Genomic DNA, 2,716 nt, shown 5'->3' with positions numbered 1-2,716 from the left:
GGGCAGCCGGCGTCAGCCCAGGACCGCGATGGCAATGGCGATGTAGTGCGCGGCGAAGGCAAAGACCGTCAGCGCATGGAACAGTTCATGAAAGCCGAAGTGTTCATAGCTGAAATTCGGCTTCTTCAGCGCATAGAACACGGCTCCCGTGATGTACAGGACCCCGCCGACGCAGATCAGCACCGCCGAGGCAGCGTTGGCGGCGAAAAAGTCCGGCAGATAGAACAGCGAGCCGCAGCCGAGTGCGATATAGATCGGCACATAGAGCCACCGCGGGGCATTGGTCCACAGCAGGCGGAACAGCACACCGAGGATGGCCCCGGACCAGATCACCCAGAGCAGCACTTCGGCTTGCTGCCGGTCCAGCAGGGCCCAGGCGAGCGGCGTGTAGCTTCCGGCGATCACCAGCATGATGTTCGTGTGATCCAGCCGCTTCAGGACGATCTTCACCCGCGGTGACCAGTTCCCGCGGTGATAGACGGCACTGACGCCGAACAGCAGGACCCCGGTAACGGCATAGACGGCGCAGGCCACCTTCAGGTCCGGCGGCGCCAGGATCACCAGCACCAGCCCGGCGGCCAGTGCCAGCGGGGCGGTGACGGTGTGGATCCAGCCCCGCCATTTGGGCTTGATCATCAGCAGTTCAGCCAGGCGCACCGCGGCGTCGTCCACCGGGGTTGCCCGCTTCGCCGGAGGCTCCGGCCGGGGCTCCGGACTGTTGCTTTCCATGCCGTAATAGTAACCTACGCCCTAGTAAGTTACCGGTGAGTAACAAGCGGTCCGGGGCTGTCCTGTGACGGAGCTGCACCCGGCACGGCCCTCCGGCAGGTAGCCTAGGATGTGCACTGAACAAGTACCTCAAGGAAGCCAGGTGAATCTCCGGATGGAAATGCCCGGATTCCTCTACGGCTTTTACGAGCGCAAGCTCCAGCGCTCCCTCGATCCTGAACGGATCCCGCGCCACGTCGGCGTCATGGTCGACGGCAACCGGCGCTGGGCCCGCCAGTTCAACGCCCCCACGAGCCAGGGCCATCAGGCCGGCGCGGACAAGATCCACGAATTCCTCGGCTGGTGCCAGGAGCTGGGCATCAAGGTGGTCACCTTGTACATGCTCTCCACGGACAACATGAACCGCTCCGGCGAGGAACTCGACCTCCTGATGGGCATCATCGCCAACACCCTGGACCGGCTGGACGAGGACGCCAACATCTCGGTTCACGCCATGGGCGCCCCCGAGCTGCTGCCGGACTACCTCGCCGAGCGGCTGAACAACCTGACGGCGCGCACGCCCGCGCAGGAGAGGCTGCACGTCAATGTCGCCGTCGGCTACGGCGGACGGCGGGAGATCGTCGACGCCGTCCGGGAACTGCTGCACGACGCCGTCGCCCGGGGAGCGGACATTGGACAATTGGCCGATGAACTCACCGTGGATGACATCTCGCGCTTCCTCTACACCCGGGGCCAGCCGGATCCGGACCTGGTGATCCGGACCTCCGGGGAGCAGCGGCTGTCCGGATTCCTCATGTGGCAGAGCGCGTACAGTGAGTTCTACTTCTGCGAGGCCCTGTGGCCGGCGTTCCGCAAGGTGGATTTCCTGCGTGCCCTGCGCGACTACGCCGGCAGGCAGCGCCGCTTCGGCGCCTGAGCGGTTCACGCGGAGTTCACAAGACGGCAACAAGAATCGCCGAAAAATTATCGGACAAACAGGCCATCGGAGACGTACGTTAATCCCATCGGCAGGCAATTCGCCGGCCGATCGGGGAGGCCAGTACATGGAGCGGATTTTCGCACCGGGTGTATGGGAGGCCGCGTCCGGCCTCCAGGCCGAGCCGCCTCACCAATAACAATTCCGGGCATTGCCCCGGGGCTGGAGTCGATGTGGCTATTTCTGAGCAACTGCCCGACGTCATTTCCGATCAGGGACAGAAAGCTACCTCTCGCGCCAAGCGAGCCACCTCAAAGACCGGTGCAGCGGATTCCGCGGCGGCCGGTCTTGCTGTTTCCGGGGAAGGAACAGGGAGCCGGGGCACGGCCCGCAGTTTCGTGATCGATACCTCCGTCCTGCTCTCCGATCCGCGGGCCCTCCTGCGCTTCGCCGAGCACGAGGTCATCCTGCCGATCGTTGTCATCACCGAGCTCGAAGGAAAGCGCCACGACCCGGAGCTGGGTTACTTTGCGCGCAAAGCCCTCCGGCTGCTCGATGACCTGCGGCTCGAGCACGGCGGCCTGGACCGTCCCATCCCGCTGGGCCCCGACGGCGGCACGCTCATGGTGGAGCTGAACCATATCTCCGCCGAGGTGCTGCCCGCCGGGTTCCGCGGGGTGGACAACGACAGCCGCATCCTCGCGGTGGCCAAGAACATGGCCAACGAGGGCCGCGACGTGACGGTGGTGTCAAAGGACCTGCCGATGCGCGTCAAGGCCTCGGCCATGGGGCTGCTGGCCGACGAGTACCGCAATGAACTCGTCAAGGACTCCGGCTGGACCGGCGTCGCCGAGCTCGACGCGGGCGAGGACGAGGTTGCCACCTTGTACGGGCACGAGCCGGTATTCATCCCGGCGGCGGCCGAGATGCCGACCAACACCGGGCTGGTCCTGCTGTCCAGCCGCGGCTCGGCCCTCGGACGGGTAGGGGCGGACAAACAGGTCAGGCTCGTGAAGGGCGACCGCGACGTCTTCGGACTCCACGGCCGCTCGGCCGAGCAACGGTTGGCGA

3 protein-coding genes are annotated in these 2,716 nt (G+C 65.5%); 2 read left to right on the top strand and 1 reads right to left on the bottom strand.

Annotated features, from left to right (window positions below; genetic code table 11):
• Positions 1-12: 12 nt before the first annotated feature.
• Positions 13-729, bottom strand: a complete 717-nt coding sequence (locus LQV45_RS24475) for a hemolysin III family protein (RefSeq protein WP_230009209.1) — start codon at positions 727-729, stop codon at positions 13-15.
• 154 nt (positions 730-883) lie between these two features.
• On the opposite strand from LQV45_RS24475, the gene LQV45_RS24470 reads away from it, so the two are divergent.
• A complete protein-coding gene (locus LQV45_RS24470) occupies positions 884-1,645 on the top strand; it encodes an isoprenyl transferase (RefSeq protein WP_043436292.1) in 762 nt (253 codons plus the stop codon).
• 233 nt (positions 1,646-1,878) lie between these two features.
• The coding region (locus LQV45_RS24465) for a PIN domain-containing protein (RefSeq protein ID WP_230009208.1) at positions 1,879-2,716 on the top strand (838 nt) is incomplete at its 3' end.

The organism is Microbacterium sp. Bi128, from assembly GCF_918698205.1.
The sequence above is the reverse complement of the archived record's forward strand: the minus strand, read 5'-3'. Positions and strand labels throughout refer to the sequence as shown.